This window comes from Bacillus sp. MUM 13, assembly GCF_001866725.1.
Taxonomy (GTDB): domain Bacteria; phylum Bacillota; class Bacilli; order Bacillales; family DSM-1321; genus Peribacillus.
Genome location: NZ_MLYQ01000075.1, coordinates 1 through 18,483 on the forward strand (window position 1 = coordinate 1; position 18,483 = coordinate 18,483).

Genomic DNA, 18,483 nt, shown 5'->3' on the forward strand with positions numbered 1-18,483 from the left:
GGAGGCATGGGAGGATACCCCGGCCACTGGGGCGGCGGAGGCATGGGAGGATACCCTGGCCACTGGGGCAGCGGAGGCATGGGAGGATACCCTGGCCACTGGGGTAGCGGAAGCATGGGAGGATACCCTGGCCACTGGGGCAGCGGAAGCATGGGAGGATACCCTGGCCACTGGGGCGGCGGAAGCATGGGAGGATACCCTGGCTCTGGCTATGGAAGCGGAGGCATGGGAGGTTATCCAGGCACCGCAAGCCCTGGCACAGGACAGCACGGGTAAGTAAATTTCTTAGCCTGTATGCGTGCGACATGTAAAAAAGTGCAAAGCCGCCATCCTTCACGGGGTGGCGGCTTTGCGCTTTTACTTTTTAAACAGTGAGATGATAGATCGCACTTGATTGAGCATTTGAAGCCCGTTCTTCACCTTGCCAGCATGTGACATGATATTGCCAAGCCCAGAGAAATTGCTGTGCTCTGATGCTGCAGCGTTTCGATCTCTGCTTCTTGGGATCCGGGGGAGATGATTGCCGCGCCCATTAAAAGGCCGTCTATTTACCTGTCCTCTTTGAGGTGCCCTCCCGCCATTTGGAAATTGAAATGGCATGCATTTGCCTCCTTTTTTAATAAAATCTCTCTTTCTAAAGTATGCTGCAGCACAAATTATGCTTGGACGAAAAAACATAATAGGCAAAAGAAGTGTTATTGCCGGTAATCTAAGTCCTGTTAACCCCTCGTTTTCGTTCTATGCATGAAAAGATAAATTAATCCAGATACTAAACAAATAATAAAGGATGGAGGTGTTGAAGCAGACTATGGAAAATCCAAGTAAGGTTATCAGCACCTTAAAGAGGAAATTTAATGAAAGCAAAGACTTTATTATTCATGAATTCCAATACTATGAAAATGGCATTGTGCTGGTATATCTCCAAAGCATGTGCGATGAAGAAAAAATAAAGAAAGAAATTATTCAGCCGCTGATGATGTGCGATGAGGAAAGCAGATTTGTTCTGCATTTATTATCTTTGCCAGGTTCCGTAAAGATAACAGATCAGGAAAGTATAGAGAGCAAACTGCTGAGAGGATATACGATAATATTCATTTCTGGATCTGTGTATGCACTCAGTGGAGTTAAAACAGTCAACATAGAACCTCTGGAAACCATGGTGGAAACATCTGTCCAGGGACCCCAAAAAGGCTTAAGTGAAGATATATATACAAATATTACTATGATCAGGAACCGGTATCCTTCCACTGATTTAATGGTTGAACACCATACAGCTGGCACCCTTTCTAAAACCCCCGTAGCTCTTATGTATGATGTTTCTTATGTACAGGAAGATGTGCTGAATCAATTAAAAAACAGTCTGGCGGAAATTGATATGGATATGATCCAATCAGCAGGCCAGCTGCAGAATGCATTAACAAAGAAAAGATACCGCTTGTTTCCAACCATAATGATTACAGAACGCCCTGATAGGCTAGCTTTATGTCTTGCACAGGGAAAGGTTATTGTACTAGTGAACGGGACGCCGTTTGGATTGGTATTGCCTTCGGTGTTTTTTGATTTTATTTCAGCAATGGATGATTTATCTCATTCTTATTGGGTTGCGCAGCTAATGATCATTTTACGTTATATAGGCCTGATTATTACGCTTGTTTTACCTGCTTTATATGTAGCGATTACCTCATACAATCCGGAAATATTAAGGTCACAGCTGGCACTGACCATTGCGGGCAGCAGGGAGGCGGTGCCGTATCCATCTTTTTTTGAAGTGATATTTATGATGCTTGTCGTTGAAATGCTGGTAGAATCAAGCATCCGGCTTCCAAAGGCAATCGGTCCGACAGCAACTACAGTCGGGGGGCTGATTCTCGGACAGGCCGCACAGCAGGCGCAGCTTGTCAGTTCTATTATGATTATCATTACGGCTTTTGTGGCAATATCCAATTTCACAATCCCCATTCATGCAATGAGCTTTGCTATTCGTGTAGCTAGATACCCGCTTATTTTATTTGCAAGCTTATTTGGATTTGTAGGGCTTATTGCGGGATGTGTCATATATCTTTGTTATCTGACTGATCTGCGGAGCTTTGGCAAGCCTTATCTTGCCATTTACGGCGGATCCAGTAAACATATTATGAAAATAACAGGGAGCAAAAAGGAGGATTCACGCTAGTTGTCGCGCTATTTTTATTACCTTGTGATTATGTCCATGTCATTAAATATTGTGATTAATGTTCCCATGGTTCTCGTGCAGGAACGTTTTAACGGAGCAATCATGTCGATTCTGATCAGTATACCTGTTGGATCCTTCCTTGCTTATTTTTTCACAAAAGGAATGACCCGTTATAAAAGTAAGGGCCTTCCTGAAATTTTTTCAGAGGAGCTGCCAAAATATATAAGTAAACCATATCTGCTTTTTTTAGGAATGATGTGGGTTCTTAGCGGAGCGTTTGCAGTTATTTCATTCAGCTATATTATAAAGCTTTACTTAATGCCTGAAATGGATGTAAGAGTCATCACGGGGCTTCTCATAGCTACAGTTATATACGGGGCAGCCAGGCAGACAAAATCAGTTTTGTTCTTGACTGAAATTATCATCATAATCACTTTTCCAATGGTGGCTTTCATTATGTTTAAGGCAGTGACCAGTGATTTTTTTCACCCAATCCATGTGCTTAGAGGACTTCATTTTACCTGGCAGTGGCCAAATTACAGCAGTATTTGTGCTGCAACATATTTATTTACGGGTTATATAAATTTAGTTATAGCAAATCGCTATATTGAATCAGCGAAGGTTCTTCGTTTTTTTTGGCTTGTCCCTGTCCTTGGAACTTTAATTATAATGAGCACATTCTTTATTCCTATGGGGTTCTTCGGACTTGAAGCCATTGGCGATTTTGTTTATCCATGGTTATTTACAGCGGATACTTTAACAATGGAATTTGGCTTCATCGAACGGGTGAGTTTTTTCTTCCTTCTAGTTTTTCTTCTTCTGAGCATTCTCTTTGGAATCGTGACATGGCATATTGGTCTTGAATTAATTAAAGGCATATTTGCTAAAAAGGGTAAGCGCCGCCTTCTGCCGCAACGTGCTTATTCTTTTATGTTTTTAGCTGCAGTGGGTGCAGGGACCCTGGTGCTTGGGGAGTCCGTTAATCAGAGAGAATTTTTTTTAATAGTGAGATATTGGCTGAATTTCCGGCTGCCTGTTGAAGCACTTTTAGTTCTCACCATTCTCTTTTTGTCATTAAGGAGGAAAAACACATGAGCAGATGGCATATTATCCTTATTTCGCTTATTCTGATTGTTTCAGGAGTACTCTGCGGGTGCGGGTTCAGGGATATTGATAAACGATTTTTCGTCGTCTCGATGGGCGTGGATAAATCATCGGACCCTAAAAACCCTTATCACGTGACCCTGAAGCTTGCCATCCCGGCAGCGCAGGTTGCTGCAGGCAAATCAAACAGCCAGATTATCTCGCAAAATGCAGATTCTATACCAGAGGCCATCCGGGTCATGAAGGCAAAGGTAGACAAAGAATTCGACTTCGCCCATTGCAGGGTGCTGCTTTTTGATAAAAAAATCATCGGCGAGAATCCAAAAACTGTCCTGAATTGGTTCGTGCGCAGAAGAGATATACAGGGGATTTCCTATATAGCGATTGCAGAGCCTTCCTCAAAAAAAGTCCTTCAAGTCAACCCTAAATCGGAAAGGCTTCCCGGCAACTCAATGGTTTTTGCTTTTGATGAAACGACAAATACCTCTACATATGTCCTGACTGAAATCCTGAATGATTTTTATTCTAAGCTTAGGGAGAAGGGAATTGATCCGGCATTGCCGATCATCAGGCCAGCTGAAAAAAGCTATACCATAGATACTGCAGCAGTGTATGGGGGAACAAGGATTAAGGGCGAGCTTGACCGGAATGAAACCAGAATGCTGAATGAAATGTTAAACACATCTAAAAGAGGGCAAATCAACACGGGAAAAGGGAAAGAACATTTTTTTATCAATGTGAACAGATTCAGTAACAATATAGATATCATCACTCCTGCCAATCAAAGGCCATACGCCAATATTTATATAAAAATAGAAGGGTATGTAGAAGAATCCAACGGGAAATTAAGTACGAATAAAGAATTATTAGAGCACCAAAGAAAAGCCTCGCTTGACATAAATCTCCGGATTGAAGAGCTGTTAAAACATTTACAGAGGATGGGTGTGGATCCATTGGGTTTGGGCCTGAAATATGGTGCCAGGCATGGTTCAGGACAAAAACAGGAGGACGAATGGGTGAAAGTTTACAAGAATTTGGATTTTCATATACATTCCAAGGTTAAGATCGATGGAAGCGGAACAGTATATTAAGCTTTGAGTGATTGAAACAAATCAAAACCCGGGAACATGGAATGCATGCCCGGGTTTGCTGGATTATAGAGAACTAATCAATATTCGATTCAGTTTTTAAAGTATTTTCATGAAGGGCTTCAACGGCCAGAAGATATTTTCCATCATTAAGATCTGCTGAATATTTATTAAGTTCAATTTCAGAAACATCTGCGTCTGCAGAAAATACACCGCCGGCTTCATAAGGGGATGATGTGAAGAATTCCATGAGCTGTTCCATAACGGATTTATCTTCTGGTGTATACTTTGTCCGATCCACCTCTGCACCTGTCCGGTTTTCTAGATAGTTGCTGTCAGAACGATTTGTAATGACCGTCATGCTTTCTTTTTGATATCCTTTATTTTTCAGATTTTCAATCGCTGAAATAGTCTCGGCCGGTGTTTCGTAAACGCCTACTATGCTTTTTGCCATTTCTTTTTCCTCCTTCTGCTCTCTTTGTATATCATTTTTCCCCTCCGCAGAGCCTCTTAAACAATTTACCGTACTGATTGGGACCGGCGGCTGCAGGAATTAATGGCTGCCCGCTAGAATGAATAGGTGTGGCGAATGTCTATGCCGGAAGTCATAATAGGGGAGAACTTATGGAAAATAAGAAAAGTATGTCGGAGATTGGCGAAGATTTGAGACAAGCAGAAAGCAGCTATAAAAAAACGATTGAGCCTTATCGTTCTGCTTTGTGGAGCTATTGCTACAGGCTGACTGGCTCACCGTGGGACGCAGAAGATCTTGTGCAGGAAACACTTTTGAAGTCACTTTCTATTCTCTCCAAGGTCTTTCAGGAGATGAACATTAAAGCATATTTATTCAGGATTGCAACAAACATCTGGATTGATCAGCACAGGAGAGGGAAAGCAGAGATAGTAGACGTTTATCCAATGGAAATGGTTCATGATCCTTCTGGTTCCATTCAATTTCAAACACTTGAAAATATGGAGTTTTTATTAAAACATCTTACACCTAAACAATTTGCAGCACTGTTATTAACGGATGTGTTTCTTTTTAAAGCAGATGAAGCAGCCGATATAATCGGGACAACAAGGGGAGCCGTTTATGCTTCATTGGAACGGGGACGATCAGCGTTAAAGAGCATCCCAAAGGGTCCGGCGCAGTCAAGAGAACATGCAGTGAATCTTGAGCCTTCAAATGTGGTGATTGAAAGACTTTTGGAGGGCTTTCGCAATAAGGACGCGAAAGTGATTGCTTCCCTGCTCCATGAACATGTAAGAACAGAAATTATCCATGCAGGTATTGAATATGGAAAAGAGGAAACAAAGAAAAACTCTCTCAGAGATTGGGAAGAGTCGGCACAAAGGCAGGGTGAAACGGTTGCCCTATACAAAAATCTTTGGGGAAGGCCGGTCATTGCAGAAATGGAAAGAAGAGAGGAAGACTTATATTTAACGAATATTCACTCCTTTGAAGTTGAAGAGGGGGCCGTAATGAACTGGAGGTTTTATTGTTTTTCCTGGGAATTAATGAACCTTGCTGCCAAGGAGCTTAAAGCAGGACTGAATGCAAAGTGTTTTCAAAACCAGTATTAAAAAAGGAGGCCGGCTTCTGCCGTTCCTCCTTGCCTGTTCATTCCATTTCTCTTGTGATGCTTGTCAGTCCGTCTGCGGATGAAGCGACCTGGTCAAACGCTTTGCCTAAAGAAGTGATTACACCAGTGAATGAGATCAGTTCTTGCTCAATCCGGTTATTCTGCAATTTGGTTTCACCCATCGTCTTTAGAATCTGTTCAAAATGCTCCCCGGTTTCTTTCATGCTGCTGTTGCCTTCCTTTACGGCTTCCCTTATTTTCTCAAGTGATAAAGTCAGCTTTTCTGCCTGGGAATTAGTATTTAAAATAAGGCCAGCAACATTGGTGACGGATTTCTTTGTTTCATCTGAGAGCTTTCGTACCTCTTCTGCCACAATAGAGAAGCCTTTACCGTGTTCCCCGGCCCGGGCTGCTTCAATCGCAGCGTTCAGGGAAAGCAGGTTTGTCTGGTCAGCTATGCCTGTTACGATGCTCACAATTTCCTGCATCTGCTTGGAGATTTTCAGTAAAACCTGAAGATCATTTGATATGTCATTTACAGAGTCTTGGATATCAGACATATTATGGTTCTGCTGCTGCAGCTGCTCTTTTCCTTTTTGGGCTCTTTCTTCCGCCAAAATAGAAAGTTCCGTACCAGTATTGGCGAGTGAAACAATTTCGTCTGATTGGGCATTAAGGTGATGAAAGGAAGCGTTCGTTTCCTGTGAAATTGCCGCCAGATTCTGCGTGGCATTTGCCACATTTCCGCGTATTAAATTCTTGTGTTCCTCTACCTCATTTTTTAATCGTTCTGTCTCCGCGTCGTATGCTTCCAGCACTAGCTGCTGCTCTAAATTCAGCATTTTAGATACAGCCTTCAAAGCAGCAAAGCCTTCTTGCTTATCTTCAATATTTTCTTCAATAATGGAAGAAAGCGAAAGAAACAAGTCCTGAAATGCGCACATATACCATTTTGTCTGCAATCCTATTTTTACATGTATTTGTGCAATCTTAATTCTTTTAAGAAAATAGTCATCGTTAATCACACCGTCAAACATCTCTGAGATATGCCGCTTCAATGTATTCTTTAAGCGTTCGATTGAACTGTGATGGTTAATGGTGTTCAAAAGAGAAGGTTCATGTTCAAGGTTTTCATAAAATCTATCCACAATTACATCCAATTTTTCCGCAGCAAATGGCTGAAGAAAATTAATCACCCGCAAATCATCCTCTGTTAAACCAATCATCTTAATCTGCTTTTCGACTGAGCTGCCTTTCGTGATTTCAAGCTGTGCTGTGCCTTGTCTCGCTGCAGTTTGCTTTTGTTTTGTCTTTTTAAAAATCATTCTCATATGCCCCCTTGTGTATCTTCCGGCATTTCCCTTATATATACAGCATGATATATTTTTCAAAAAGCGGACTATGATGACTGCGCCGAATATTGATTTTCGCTAAGTCTGAACTCCGCAAAAATCAAGCGGCAAGTTAAATGACGCTTTTTAAAATATTTTAAAAGGCCGTATAATTCCAGCGAAAACATCCGTTTAATAAAGTGAAACCTTTTTGGAAATGGAGTGTGTCAGATGAATAGTCCAATAAAAAATAAGATTAATACCGTATTTATCCCTGTCACAAACCTGGAAAGGTCAGCTGCCTGGTACAGCCGGCTGCTTGGCCAGGAATACAAAGAAAATCAAGCGAAACATCCTGTGTTTAATGTGAAAATGAGCGAGTATACAGGTCTGACGCTGGATGCAGGAGCAGAAGACAATCCAAATAGCCCCGCACCTTCTGAATATCCGATTTTTAATTTCCATACTGATTCTATCGGCAATGCCAGGCAGTATATTAAGGAAATGGGATATGAAGGAGATATGGAAATCGTGAAATTTGACGATTTTTCTTTCTTTACTGTTAAGGATCCTGATGGGAACATTATTATGGTTTGCAGCGGATGATGAAAGGAACGCGTGATGAATGAATATCCGCTTACTAGGGAAGATTTCAAAGATGTCTGGATAATGGTGCTATGAAGAATGGTCTCACGGGGGAGCTTTTTATAGACCTTTTATTTAGGCTCTTTTTTTTAATTTGTTATGTGAGGCGTTCCCATTGTCAAGTCAGGCTGATTGGAGCGTAAGGTGCGGACGCCTGTTTAGATTAGCAGAACAGGTGAGACCTAAGCAGGTGCAGCCGAGGAAGCTCACCGCTTGCGTAGAAAGCGAGCATCCTGAAGAGGAAATCAGCCACCTGGTTTCATAGCAACAAAGTTTACGAAAACATCCTTTATTTAAAGCCTGGGAAGGTATCAGTTTGACTCATGGTTTGGCAGAAAAAAATTAAAATTAAATTGACAACTACTTAATGCGGATATATATTTAATAATGTTAAATATTAATCAAAGTTAATTATTGTGCGGCTTGGATAATTCAAACAGGAGGGTTCATGTGGAAGGCACCAAGAAATACTATGACCGGATACAAACCGGACTTCAAATCACTATCCAAAAGATACAGCCAGAAATGCTTGAAGCATTGAATAACCAAGGAGTCACACCGACACAATGGTTTGTCCTTTTTTTTATAAAAAATAATGGACTATGCAGAATTTCTCAGCTGGTTGACCTGATGGGAGTCAAGCCGAGTGCAGCTACCTTTATGATCGACCGGCTCGAGCAGGGCGGATTTGTGTTCCGGGAGCATGACACAAAAGATAGAAGAGTTGTCAATATCGGGCTGACCGATAAAGGCAGAGAAAAGTTTGAAATTATTTTATCTGAGAGAAGGGCTATTGTGGAACGCTGGCTTTCCATACTGTCAAAACAAGAGCTGTCCATGTTGGCAGACATTATGGAAAAGCTTGCTGGCAGCACTGCAATTTGATTGATATTAAAGAGAGAATAGATTGATTTAACAGGGAGAGAGATACGTGGAAAATACAAACCAAGACTATAACCGCAAATTATTGCTGATCGGGCTGATCATCGCCATGTTTTTCTCGGCGCTGGACGGTACGATTGTAGGTACAGCAATGCCGAGAATTGTTGGCGATTTAGGCGGATTAAGCATGATGACATGGCTGACAACCGCTTATATGCTGACATCAACGACCATTGTACCCATTGCCGGTAAGCTGGCAGATTTATTGGGACGCAAAACTGTTTATGTGACAGGCCTTATTATTTTTATGGCAGGATCCGTTTTTTGCGGATTGGCTAATGATATGACTGAATTAATCATTTTCCGCGGTGTGCAGGGAATTGGCGGCGGAATTATGATGCCGATGGCCATGATTGTTATTGGAGACCTATTCACAGGAAAAGAAAGAGCCAAGTTCCAGGGAGTTTTTGGAGGGATTTACGGCCTTGCATCTGTTATTGGACCGCAAATAGGCGGATGGATTGTAGATTCTCTTAACTGGAAATGGGTATTTTATATCAACTTGCCAGTAGGAATTATTGCAACCATCTTTATTGCGATGGGGTTAAAAGCGAAAAAGAATGAAGGGCCGATTAATTTTGACCTTGCCGGCATGTTCACCATGATTATTGGGGTTGTTACACTGCTTCTTGCCTTAAGCTTCGGAGGCAAAGACTACGCATGGGGATCCTGGCAGATTATTACTTTGCTGATTGTTGCGGCGGTCGGGCTGATAAGCTTTGTTTTCATTGAAACAAAAGCGAAGGAACCCATTTTGCCTATGTACTTATTTAAAAACAGGACCTTTACTTTATTAAATTTAATCGGCTTTTTTATGAGCGTCGGTATGTTTGGCGCAATCACATTCGTTCCATTCTTCATGCAGGGAATCGTTGGGGTAAGCGCTACTGCTTCCGGCACGATTATGACTCCGATGATGATTACCATGATTGTTGCAAGTATCATTGGCGGGCAGTTAGTGTACAAAATCGGCATTAAAACACAAATCATAATCGGGATGCTGATTATGGCGGGAGGCTTTGGCCTGCTCACCACACTTAATATGGATACAACAAAGTTAACTGCAACCACTTATATGGGAGTAATTGGATTGGGAATGGGTCTGGTTATGCCGATCCTGACACTCGCACTTCAAGAGAGTTTTTCTAAAAAAGAACTGGGAGTTGTAACCTCATCAAGCCAGTTTTTCCGTTCTATCGGAGGGACCTTTGGGATTACCATCTTGGGTGCTGTCATGAACAGCAGGGCAGGAACCCTTTTAACAGATAAATTCGTTCCATTCCTTAACAGCCTGCCAAGTCAGGCAGAAGCCATGAGTGCAAAGTTTAAATTCATGGTTGATGATAACCCAAGCTCTTTATTTCAGATGCTTTTCTCACCAGAAGCTTTGAAGAAAATACCATCAAGCTTATTGGATAAGATGCTGCCGATTATTAAAACTTCACTGATGGATTCCCTGCATACGGTATTTTTTGCAGGCTTGATTTTCATTGTTATTGGAGCAGTATTTACATTGTTCCTTCACAAAATCCAATTATCTAATAAGAAAACCCAGGAACAGGTTTCTGAGGAAACGAACGCCTCGCCAGAACTTGGCTAACATAGAGATAAAGGAAACAAACAGCCAGGAATAATTCCTGGCTGTTTGTTTTTTTAGGAAATTAAGAAGCATTAACTTGTACAAATTAAACATTTTTCATCCGCAAGTTCATCATAAATGCCAGTTGGATGATTAAATAAGAGAGAGTTTTTTAGGAGAAAAGCAATAGCATCAATTATGCGAGCAGTCAGTTAAATCCGGGGATTTTTTAATGGCTTTTAAAGTCTGCGGTTATTCCAAATCGTTATTAATCTGCTCTTCATATTGCTCGTGTTTTGATCCATTGTAAAGCTGGCTGATTTCCCGTGCTACTTCATCCAAGAACTCATCAGAAAGCAGCGGATTTTTTTCCTTGCGCATAACGCCCCACCTCTTTCGTTTATTATTTGCCTATTGGAGAATTCCATGCATATATGATAAGCATATAACATATTTCTTAAATTTTCTAATTATTTGCTCAATATATATAAATATTGTGATAAAAGACTCTTGAATTAAGCGTACTTTTGTAATTAATTGAAGAGCATCTCCTGCACCAGGTATTTTGTGCAAGAGAAGGCTGCAAAAACTAATGTAACCAGCGGGTGCAGCAGCTCCGATATGTTTGGAACGGTGGGTTTTTGCAGGCATATTCCTTTCATGAGCTATTGAAATTTTAATTCCTCTTTTATCTAAGCTGAGGCTTTCTGACTATTTATAATGAAAGCGATTTCATTATTTCTTTTAACGTGATAAAGTAGAGAAGAATTATTCCACATAATGCCAGGGAAAAGGAGGGGTTTGGATGAGCTTCAAATTGTTTAAAAAAGGGATTGCAGCTGCGGCAGCATGTATCCTATTGCTGGGGATGATTTTTTCATTCAGTTTTGCGCAAACGTTTGCAGAGGGAAAAACTAAGATTATAATTCACTATCAGGAAGCGAAAGGAAATACGAAGGATTGGAATTTATGGGTCTTCCCTGAGGGGGGCGAGGGAAAAGCCTATCCGTTTACCGGCAGTGATGCCTTTGGCAAGACCGCCGAGATAGAATTGGATGGGAATTTAAAAAAAGCAGGATTTATCGTACGCACTGACAGCTGGGAAAAAGACGGCGGAGACCGAATGATTGATATTTCTGGGGGAGAAGGCGAGGTCTGGGTAAAAGCCGGGGACGATCGTACATATACAGAGCCTCCTGACGGGGAATATCGCAATCTTCCTTCCTATGAAAATATTAATGTAACAGTCCATTACTTCCGTTATGACAATCAGTATGATGGCTGGAATTTATGGGCATGGCCTGAAGGCGGCAATGGCGAAGCAGTGACATTTAAGGAAAGTGACGATTATGGAAGAGTGGCGCACATCGTTATGCATAATCTAAAGGATGTTCATAAGGTCGGGATGATTGTAAGGAAGAGCACGGCGGAAAACGAGTGGGCGGAAAAAGAGTTTGATAACCGCTTTGTGACAAAATTTAAGACGGACGGCTCAGCCGAGATATGGATCGCTCAAGGGCAGGATCGGATTTATTATGATAAGGATTCTGTGGATAAGACACCGAAAATCGTTAAAGCGTCAATTGATGCTTTTAATGAGATTACCTTTGAAACGAATTTTCCTTTTGATGCATCCAAAGCTGGATTATCACTCACAGGAGACGCAAAAATCAAGGAAGTAATACCTTACGATAGTAAAACGGGAAGCTTCACAAATAAAGTGAAAATTATAGCGGAAAATAATTTAGACCTTTCAAAAACCTATGAAGTCACAAAGGAGAATTTCGGAACGGCGCCTGTTGAAACGGGAAAAGTGGTACGTTCTCCGGAGTTTGATTCCCTTTTCTATTATCCTGGGCATGATTTAGGAAATACCTATACGAAGAGAGGAACGTCATTCCGTGTCTGGGCCCCAACGGCTAGCGAAGCAAAACTTGTAACCTACCGTTCCTGGGATGACAAAACAGGGAAGGAGACTTCTCTCAAGAAAGCGGAACGGGGAACCTGGACTTCTTTCATTAAAGGAGACCAGGAGGGTTTAATCTATACGTATAAGGTGAAAATCGGTAACAAATGGAACGAAGCGGTGGATCCGTACGCCCGCGCAGTAACTGTTAATGGAGATAAAGGTGCCGTTATTGATCTTAAAAAAACGAATCCTGCTAAGTGGAGCGGCAGAATGAAGCCGTTCACACCTGAAGATGCAATTATTTACGAACTGCATGTTAGAGACCTTTCGGAGGATCCTAAATCCGGGATTAAAAATAAGGGTAAGTATCTGGGCGCAGCAGAGGAAGGGACTAAAGGGCCCGGCGGTGTTAAAACAGGATTGAATCATATCAAGGATTTGGGTGTAACTCATGTACAGCTTCTGCCAATCTATGATTACCGGACAGTTGATGAAACAAAGCTCGATCAGCCGCAATTCAATTGGGGGTATGACCCTAAGAACTATAATGCTCCCGAGGGGTCGTATTCAACAGATCCATATAATCCTGTTAAGCGGATCACAGAGGTTAAACAGATGGTCCAATCTCTTCACAAAAATAATTTAAGAGTGATTATGGATGTGGTTTATAACCATATGTTTTCTGCCAGTGAATCAAACTTCCAGCAGCTTGTTCCCGGCTATTATTTCAGATATAACGAAGACGGAACATTGGCCAATGGGTCAGGGGTAGGAAATGATACAGCATCCGAGCGGAAAATGATGAGGAAATTCATTGTCGACTCTGTAAGCTACTGGGCGAAGGAGTATAACCTGGACGGCTTCCGATTTGATTTAATGGGGATTCTTGATGTGACGACCATGAATGAAGTAAGGAAGTCTTTGAATAAAATCAATCCTTCCATCATCGTTCTTGGAGAAGGCTGGGATCTGAATACACCGCTTGATCCTTCTCAGAAGGCCAATCAAAAAAATGCTTCAAAAATGACAGGAATTGCTCATTTTAATGACGGCATTCGGGATGCCATAAAAGGCAGTGTCTTTGAAGATGGTGATCCGGGCTTTGTGAACGGAAAAGAAAATACCGAAAATAGCATTAAAGAAGGAATAAAAGCAGGTATTGATTACCCGGCCTCCATTGCCTCATATAAGGACCCGGGGCAGGTTGTCGAGTATGCGGAAGCACATGACAATCTTACTCTTTGGGATAAATTGCAGAAGACCAACCCGGAAGATTCACTTGCAGTCAGGAAAAAAATGCATGAGCTTGCTTCTTCCATTGTTCTGACGTCCCAGGGAATTTCATTTATTCATGCGGGGCAGGAATTCATGAGAACCAAGGGCGGAAATGGAAACAGCTACAATGCACCAGACTCCACAAATCAGCTTGACTGGCAAAGACGTGCTGATTTTGATAAAGAAGTGAAGTATATGAAAGGGCTTATTGAGCTCCGAAAAGGCCACCCTGCCTTAAGGATGAGAACAGCTTCTGATATCCGAAAGCATTTATCATTCCTTGAAGCACCGAAAAACACGGTGGCGTACCATATCAATGGACATGCAAATCGAGATCATGCAAAAGATCTTACGGTTATATACAATGCCAACAGAAAAACTGTTTCTGTTGCTCTTCCATCCCGAGGGACGTGGAAGGTGCTTGTTAACGGAGAAAAATCAGGGAATAAAACCTTGCAGGTAATAAAAGGATCAAAAGTCAGTGTGCCTGCACTGAGCACCTTTGTACTTGAAATAAAATAAGTAAATGATGAGTTAAGATCAGGTAAGAAAAATCCTGATCTTCCTTTTACAACTATTTCAGGAGGAAAATGATATGAAAAGAAAGCCTCTCTTTCTTGTAATCCTGTTTTTTATGTTCTGCTCTTTTTTAACACCGGCCCACTCAAGTGCTGCAGATTACAGCAAGGTTGTAGTCAGGGGAAGTGAAGCGCCGCTTGACTGGGGCTCGGATAATAACCAGCTTGCCAAGCAAAGCGATGGAACCTGGATATCTAAGCCCATTCCTCTGGCAGGAGGAAAAACGCTTGAATTTAAATATGTAAGAGACGGAAATTGGATGGATGGAGACAACTTAACATTCACTCCTCCTCAATCAGGAAACTACGTCTTTGTTTTTCACCCGGATAACGAAAGGACAGTGGATCTTAAGCTTACAGAAGCTGAAGGAAAAGTGACCTTGAACCTGACCATGCCCGCTTCTGCTCCCAGCTGGGCAGTTCCATCTGTAGCTTCCAGTCTCAATAATTTCAATTATGGAGTCACTTACATGAAAAGAACAGGTGAAAGAACCTGGACCCTTACCTTAACGGGCAATCCGGGCGAATCGTTCACATACCTGTATGGGCTGGGGGATATGAAATATGCAGAAGACCGCCAGCTGCCCCGTGAAGCAGTATTCAGTAAAGAAGGAACAATCTTCAATGATACAATTTCATCTTTTAAAGCTGTCCCTGTAGCAAGCAATGTGAGCCATAATTATGACTTTATGCCAAAGGTGCCTGACAGCAAGGATAATGTTCGGATAAAGGTCAAGGCTCAACACTATGGCCCTATTGATAAAGGGGGAATTTATTATACAACCGACGGATCTTCTCCCTCTGGAAAAAGAGGGAAGGTACTAAGAGGGCACTTTGTTCAACTGACAGTACAATCTTCCTCGAAAAATGAGGAAGGAATGATTACAACTGTCTTCAGCGGAATGATACCGAAGCAGAAAAATCAGACTAGAGTAAAATACAAAACAGATATTTGGTACTCAAAGGGCCAAGGATCGCAATTTGCAGATACCAATAGCCTTACAGCTGAAGATGCCACAGAATTTGCTTATTATGTGGATCGGTTCAAATCTCCCGATTGGGCCAAAACCGGGTCCATTTATCAGATTTTCGTGGACAGATTCATGGATGGAAATATAAAAAATGACGATCCCAAAAGCCTTGCCCTGCCATATGATGAGCGACTTAAGGGCTGGATGGGCGGAGATCTTGCCGGTGTAAAAGAAAAACTTGGATACATTCAGAGCCTGGGTATTAAAACAATTTGGATATCCCCTGTTTTTGAGGGTCCTTATTCACATGGCTACCATCCGGCCAGTTTCACTAAAATCGACCGCCGTTTCGGTGATGAGGAATTAATGAAATCCATTATTAAAGAAGCGCACCGAAGAGGGATGAAAGCTGTATATGACCTTGTTCCGAATCATACTTCAAACCAGCATCCGTTTTTCAAGGATGCACAAAAAAATGGAGAAAAGAGTCCTTACTATAAGTGGTATACCTTTACACACTGGCCGGACAAATATGAAACCTTCAGCGGTGTTTCAGAACTCCCGCAGTTAAACAATGACAATCCAGACACTAGAAACTATATGCTGAAAACGGTTGTGCCATTTTGGCTTAAAAATCTGGGGTTTGATGGATTCAGGCTGGATTATGCAAAAGGCCCGAGCTACAGTTTTTGGGTAGATTTCAGATATGCTGTAAAAAGAATTAATCCAGATGCCTATATTTTTGGAGAGGTTTGGGACAGCCGCGAAAAAATCAGCACCTATGCTGGAAAACTCGATGGTGCTCTCGACTTCCCTATGCAAGGCGCGCTTAGCGATGTTTTCGCCAAAAATAAATCTATGAAGGAACTCGGGGAGGCAATCACAAGCAACGAGAAAACATATCCGAAGGAATTCCGGATGAATACGTTCCTCGATAACCATGATATGCCGCGTTTCTTATTCGAAGCTGGCGGGGATACAAATAAATTAAAGCTGGCTGCTGCTGCACAATTAACTCTGCCAGGCACACCTGTTATCTATTACGGAACAGAAGTTGGCCTATCGCAAAGCAAAGACCATAATCAGGTCGCGGATTATAAAGACCGCTATTTCCGCGAAATGATGCCGTGGGATCCGAAGGTTCAAAACCTGGATCTAAAAAAATATTATCAGCAATGGATTTCCCTGAGAAACCATGAAATAGCCCTTCAAAAAGGAACCTATAAACAAAAACTTTTAAATGATAATGTGCTTGTTTTTGAAAGAATCTATAAGAAAGACCGCCTGCTTGTTGTCATCAACAAATCGCAAACCCAGCCTGTAAAGCTGAGCAGTGCTGACTTTAAATATGCTGAAAATACCTTAACGCATAAGTACCTGAAAACACAAAAGACAGGGAGTATCAGTCTTCCGGCAGTAAAAGGAACGGTTTCAGTTTATAAACTTTCCAGCAATCCGCATAAGGGGAAGTAAAATGATTATGCGACATTTGCCCGCAATCCATATGGATTGCGGGTTTATTCAGTCCCAGTAATTCTCCCGGCGGGGAACAGGGCGGACGACTTGATTGCCCGTAATTAATCCTTCTAAAAATTAGCTCCTGCAAAAATATGTACTGAACAGTAAAAAAGGATACAGTCCAATTACTCGTTTATGAAAGCTAAAATATATGGTTATGTGTTTAATAAAACTGTTAATAGAAGGCAGGCATTTCTTGTTGGGACAATAAAGATGAATTTTTACCTGAAAATGTGATCCAAATTCAGACTTCTGACGTTATCCTGATAAACGACCTTATAAATGAAAAGAGGAGTATAGAGATGAAACGATTTTCTTCCATTATGGCTGCCGCTTGTTTATCAGGATTGCTCCTCGCAGGATGCCAGGAAACTCCTGTTATGGACTCTATTCATTCAACCCACTCCCATCCAGCCAGTCCGGAAAAAAAGAAGCAGGATGGAAAGAAAATGTCCAAGGACCCCATTTTTAAAGAATTTGCACTCTCTGAGGAGGATGCGGCACCTTTTGTAAACAAACGTATAGAACTGGAAAGAAGGAAAATTGAAGAAAGCGAGGGATTGATTCCGTCTAGAATAAAAATCCCTTCACTAAAAATAGATACCAAGGTAGAAAAAGCGGGAATCTTAAAGAACGGGGAAATGGATGTTCCGAAAGATGATAAGCATGCGGCATGGTTTGAGCCTGGAACAATCCCAGGCGAACTGGGAAGTGCAGTGATTGATGGGCATGTGGATAATAAAACTGGACCTGCGGTTTTCTTTAAATTAAAAGAACTGAAAGCAGGAGATGAAATCATTCTCTATGACCGGTCATCAAAAAAAATGACTTTTACTGTTCAGAAAAAGAAGAGTTATCCATACAAAAGTGCACCGATTAAAGAAATTTTCGGCAAGAGGGATATGGCAAGGCTGAATGTCATTACCTGTACCGGACTTTTCGACAGGTCAAAGGGCACTCACCAGGAGCGGTTAGTTGTGTATTCAACACTAAAGGAAAATGTAAAGGAACAAAAAAACCTGCTAAAAATGCCTGAATCTCCGTCGGATTTAACTATAAATGGAACCTTCATTTCCTGGCATGCTGTAAGGCAGGATACGATAGTCGGGTACAGAATTTACCGTAAAGATCAAAAAGGAGAATTTAAATATGCCAAAAGTGTATCGGCCCTCCAGCGAAAAAGTTATACAGATTCCAGTGCACCCAAGCATCAATACTATGTGACCGCGGTTGATTTATTCGGCCAGGAATCCAAGCCATCAAAAACAGTTCCTGAAGAGATGGCCAGATAATGAATTGAAAGGCTTTCCGTCTTTGCGGAAGGTCTTTACTATGTATGCAGATTCATTTAGGCTGTAAGACTAACAAGTCTGCTTTTTGCTGGGCGGGCGGTGAGCATCCCCGGCTGGAGCCTGCCGGGTCTTGCCTGTTCCGATATTCTAAGGAGGCGCGGCCTTACACCAATCAACCTGGCTTAACAATGGAATCTCCGCACAGAACATAAAAACAACAAACTTTAATAAAAGAGCCATTTCAAAAAAAGACTGTTGACAGGAGCAGAGAAGGCAGTTATTATAAGTAAGTAATTTTGATTTAGGCAGTAAGCCGCATGGCTTCTAATAAATTAATAGTAAGCCGCATGGCTTCTAATAAATTAATAGTAAGCTGAATAAGTCGCTGATGAATAGCGATTTTTAAAAAGAAGTTTACTTCGCAGAAGTTGACAACTGATCAAACTCATGTTATGATAACTAAGTCGAGTGAACAAGATTGCTCTTTGAAAACTG

At 41.6% G+C, this 18,483-nt stretch carries 15 protein-coding genes and 1 pseudogene; 11 read left to right on the forward strand and 5 right to left on the reverse strand.

Annotation, left to right across the window (positions count from 1 at the left end; genetic code table 11):
- Window positions 1–276, forward strand: a 276-nt coding sequence (locus tag BIV59_RS16935; protein WP_205684401.1) for a hypothetical protein, incomplete at its 5' end; no start/stop codon positions are given.
- Window positions 277–357: 81 nt separating this feature from the next.
- Here the strand turns inward: BIV59_RS16935 and BIV59_RS16940 are convergent.
- Window positions 358–600 (reverse strand): hypothetical protein, encoded by a 243-nt coding sequence (locus tag BIV59_RS16940; protein ID WP_071352638.1) that lies wholly within the window; start codon window positions 598–600, stop codon window positions 358–360.
- 196 nt (window positions 601–796) lie between these two features.
- Here BIV59_RS16940 and BIV59_RS16945 point away from each other — a divergent pair, with 196 nt between their 5' ends.
- From BIV59_RS16945 to BIV59_RS16955, 3 genes are read left to right on the forward strand one after another with little or no spacing between them, the layout of a single operon-like run.
- Window positions 797–2,173, forward strand: a complete 1,377-nt coding sequence (locus BIV59_RS16945; protein WP_170846181.1) for a spore germination protein — start codon at window positions 797–799, stop codon at window positions 2,171–2,173.
- The gene (locus tag BIV59_RS16950) at window positions 2,174–3,268 is read left to right on the forward strand and encodes a GerAB/ArcD/ProY family transporter (protein WP_071352640.1); all 1,095 of its coding nucleotides are present in this window, start codon (window positions 2,174–2,176) and stop codon (window positions 3,266–3,268) included.
- The gene (locus BIV59_RS16955; protein WP_071352641.1) at window positions 3,265–4,368 is read left to right on the forward strand and encodes a Ger(x)C family spore germination protein; all 1,104 of its coding nucleotides are present in this window, start codon (window positions 3,265–3,267) and stop codon (window positions 4,366–4,368) included. The genes BIV59_RS16950 and BIV59_RS16955 overlap by 4 nt, the downstream gene beginning before the upstream one ends.
- Before the next feature lie 73 nt (window positions 4,369–4,441).
- Here BIV59_RS16955 and BIV59_RS16960 read toward each other — a convergent pair whose 3' ends face one another.
- A complete protein-coding gene (locus BIV59_RS16960) occupies window positions 4,442–4,819 on the reverse strand; it encodes a general stress protein (protein WP_071352642.1) in 378 nt (125 codons plus the stop codon).
- A gap of 170 nt (window positions 4,820–4,989) precedes the next feature.
- Between BIV59_RS16960 and BIV59_RS16965 the strand changes: the two genes are divergently transcribed.
- Window positions 4,990–5,949, forward strand: coding sequence for an RNA polymerase sigma factor (locus BIV59_RS16965; RefSeq protein WP_071352643.1), 960 nt, complete (start codon window positions 4,990–4,992; stop codon window positions 5,947–5,949).
- A gap of 37 nt (window positions 5,950–5,986) precedes the next feature.
- Here the strand turns inward: BIV59_RS16965 and BIV59_RS24500 are convergent, their stop codons facing one another.
- Window positions 5,987–6,766, reverse strand: coding sequence for a methyl-accepting chemotaxis protein (locus BIV59_RS24500; RefSeq protein WP_481747446.1), 780 nt, complete (start codon window positions 6,764–6,766; stop codon window positions 5,987–5,989).
- Window positions 6,749–7,279, reverse strand: a pseudogene (locus BIV59_RS24505) (protoglobin domain-containing protein); the annotation flags it as partial. The pseudogene BIV59_RS24505 and the gene BIV59_RS24500, both read right to left, overlap by 18 nt.
- A 231-nt stretch (window positions 7,280–7,510) precedes the next feature.
- On the opposite strand from BIV59_RS24505, the gene BIV59_RS16975 reads away from it, so the two are divergent.
- The 3 genes from BIV59_RS16975 (at window position 7,511) to BIV59_RS16985 (ending at window position 10,466) form a co-directional block, all read left to right on the forward strand.
- The gene (locus tag BIV59_RS16975; RefSeq protein WP_071352645.1) at window positions 7,511–7,885 is read left to right on the forward strand and encodes a VOC family protein; all 375 of its coding nucleotides are present in this window, start codon (window positions 7,511–7,513) and stop codon (window positions 7,883–7,885) included.
- A gap of 489 nt (window positions 7,886–8,374) precedes the next feature.
- Window positions 8,375–8,809 carry a MarR family winged helix-turn-helix transcriptional regulator gene (locus BIV59_RS16980; protein WP_071352646.1) on the forward strand — a complete coding sequence of 145 codons (435 nt, stop codon included), beginning with the start codon at window positions 8,375–8,377 and terminating at the stop codon, window positions 8,807–8,809.
- Between the two features lie 46 nt (window positions 8,810–8,855).
- Window positions 8,856–10,466 (forward strand): MDR family MFS transporter, encoded by a 1,611-nt coding sequence (locus BIV59_RS16985; RefSeq protein ID WP_071352647.1) that lies wholly within the window; start codon window positions 8,856–8,858, stop codon window positions 10,464–10,466.
- Window positions 10,467–10,697: 231 nt separating this feature from the next.
- Here BIV59_RS16985 and BIV59_RS23290 read toward each other — a convergent pair whose 3' ends face one another.
- Window positions 10,698–10,826: a hypothetical protein gene (locus BIV59_RS23290; RefSeq protein WP_139194400.1), complete on the reverse strand. Its 129-nt coding sequence runs from the start codon at window positions 10,824–10,826 to the stop codon at window positions 10,698–10,700.
- 424 nt (window positions 10,827–11,250) lie between these two features.
- Between BIV59_RS23290 and pulA the strand changes: the two genes are divergently transcribed.
- The 3 genes from pulA to BIV59_RS17005 all read left to right on the forward strand — a co-directional run bounded on the left by pulA (window position 11,251) and on the right by BIV59_RS17005 (window position 17,988).
- The gene (gene pulA / locus BIV59_RS16995) at window positions 11,251–14,151 is read left to right on the forward strand and encodes a type I pullulanase (RefSeq protein ID WP_083392229.1); all 2,901 of its coding nucleotides are present in this window, start codon (window positions 11,251–11,253) and stop codon (window positions 14,149–14,151) included.
- 73 nt (window positions 14,152–14,224) lie between these two features.
- Complete coding sequence (locus BIV59_RS17000; protein WP_071352649.1) at window positions 14,225–16,651, forward strand: alpha-amylase family glycosyl hydrolase; 2,427 nt, start codon at window positions 14,225–14,227, stop codon at window positions 16,649–16,651.
- A gap of 347 nt (window positions 16,652–16,998) precedes the next feature.
- Window positions 16,999–17,988: a class F sortase gene (locus tag BIV59_RS17005; protein WP_071352650.1), complete on the forward strand. Its 990-nt coding sequence runs from the start codon at window positions 16,999–17,001 to the stop codon at window positions 17,986–17,988.
- Window positions 17,989–18,483 lie beyond the last annotated feature (495 nt).